General features: G+C 77.9%; 3 protein-coding genes. All 3 read right to left on the bottom strand.

All coding sequences use genetic code 11. The annotated features are described in order from the left end of the window. Positions 1–564 (bottom strand): carotenoid biosynthesis protein (locus MCAG_RS06570; protein WP_369751356.1); only part of this gene is annotated, 564 nt, incomplete at its 3' end. Positions 565–656: 92 nt separating this feature from the next. Beyond that, on the bottom strand, positions 657–1271 hold the full coding sequence (locus MCAG_RS06565; protein WP_050777888.1) for a GNAT family N-acetyltransferase: 615 nt from the start codon (positions 1269–1271) through the stop codon (positions 657–659). Further along, positions 1268–1808 (bottom strand): spheroidene monooxygenase (locus tag MCAG_RS06560; RefSeq protein WP_083802210.1); only part of this gene is annotated, 541 nt, incomplete at its 5' end. The genes MCAG_RS06560 and MCAG_RS06565, both read right to left, overlap by 4 nt.

Below are 1808 nucleotides of genomic sequence, written 5' to 3'. Positions count from 1 at the left end.
CCAGCCGAGGTAGTTGCTGACCGGGACGCCGGGCAGGCCGGGCAGGGCGGGGGTGGCGTCCCGCCACACCCAGTAGCCCTCGGCGACCATCTGCGGGTCGAGGAACAGGTCCCAGGCGGCCAGCCCGACGGCGGCGAGCGCCACCCGGGCAACGCCGGGCGGGACGAGCCGGGCCGCCGCGAGCCAGGCGGGCCAGGCCATCCAGGTCCAGGCGAGCGGGATGATCAACGGCACCCCGGCCAACTTCGGGCCCAGCTCACCGGAGTAGTCGTAGCTGCCGAACGGGAAGCCGGTGGCCACCCCGAGGGCCTCGATCGCGAAGCCACCGCCGGTGGCCACGGCGACCAGCGCCGCCGCCGCGCGGGGGCCCCGGCTGAGCAGCGCGTGGCCGACCGAGAGCAGGTACCCGAGCACGACGGTGGCCACGGTCAGCCCGGCCCGGGTGGCACCGGCGGTGAGTGGGTAGCAGATCTGGGCCAGGACCAGCAGGCCCAGCCCCGCCCAGGGCAGCAGCGGCCGGGCCCCGGCTCGGGGCAGCAGCGGCCGGGCCCCGGCTCGGGGCAGCAGCGGCCGGGCCCCGGCTCGGGGCGGTGGCGGGCGGAATCCCGCTCGGGGTGGCAGCGGCCGGACCCCGGCCCGGGGCGGCTGGTGCCGGGTCACGGGTCGGCCGGGCCCGGGGCGGAGGCGGCCGGGTCGGCAGGGTTGGAGGCGGCCGGGTCGGCCGGGGCCGGCGCGGTGAGCGGCAGGTCCCGGCCGAGGATGCCGAACGGGCGTTCGTCGCCGGGGAAGTGGAAGTGGCGCAGCACGTCGACGAAGCCGAACCGGCGGTACAGCCGCCAGGCCCGGGAGCGCTGCTCGTCGGCCTCGGGCGTGGAGAGCAGGGTGGTGCTGCCCGAAGCCACGGTGAGCAGGGCGGTGAGCTGCCGGGTGCCCAGGCGGTGCCCCTGGGCGGGCGGCCGGACGTGCAGCTCGACCACCTCGAAGCAGTCGGTGAGCCAGCGCCGCCGGGCGTCGGCGGTCAGCGCCCGGTACACCTGGTCGTGCCACCACTGGCCGGGCGTGCCGACGTAGCCGTACCCGAAGCCGGCCAGGTGCCCCTCGGAGGTGAGGCTGGCGACGGCACGGAAGCCGGGACGGCGCACGTGGGTGGCGATGTAGCCGCGCCGGGCCTCCAGCAGGTCGGCCCGGTAGTTCATCGCCTCGCCGTAGACGGCCACCACGTCGTCCAGCCGCCGGAGCAGATCGTCCGGCGTCCAGCGCACCAACCTCATGCCCGCCCATCCTTCGCCGTTGCCGCGTCGCCGTCGGCGACCCACCCCAGCACCGTCCGGTCGCCGACCACGTCGCGCACCTCGAACCGCGCGAAGAGTTCCTCCGCGTACCACCCCTCGGTGGGGGTGCGCGCGATCGCGGCGCGGTGCTCGGGGTGACGGTACGCGAATGCGACGAGGTCCACCGGGTCACGCCACACGCTGACCGTGCCCTGCCAGCCAAGCGGGGCCTCGCCGACGCCGAACCGGGCCAGCAGGCCGGGCGCGGCGGGCAGGGCGGCGGCCACCGGCGGGACGGCCCGCCAGAAGGTGGCCGCCCGGCGGATCCGCAGCCGGGCCCGGGTCAGCGCCAGCACCGGGCCGGCGACCCGGCCGCCGGGCGGCTCGCCGAACGGCCGCTGCCCGGACCACTCGCCCCGGCTGGCCAGCGGACGCAGGTCGACCCGTACCCGGGAGCGGGCGATCCGGGCCCAGGAGCGGCCCACCGGCGAGGCGTCGAAGCCGACCGCGTCGGCCGCGGAGTCCCAGACCGCGAGG

This window comes from Micromonospora sp. ATCC 39149, from assembly GCF_000158815.1.
Taxonomy (GTDB): domain Bacteria; phylum Actinomycetota; class Actinomycetes; order Mycobacteriales; family Micromonosporaceae; genus Micromonospora.
The sequence above is the reverse complement of the archived record's forward strand: the minus strand, read 5'-3'. Positions and strand labels throughout refer to the sequence as shown.

Excerpts from the sequence above, each read along its gene's own strand:
- MCAG_RS06565 (WP_050777888.1), bottom strand. The coding sequence starts at position 1,271 with ATGAGGTTGGTGCGCTGGACGCCGGACGATCTGCTCCGGCGGCTGGAC.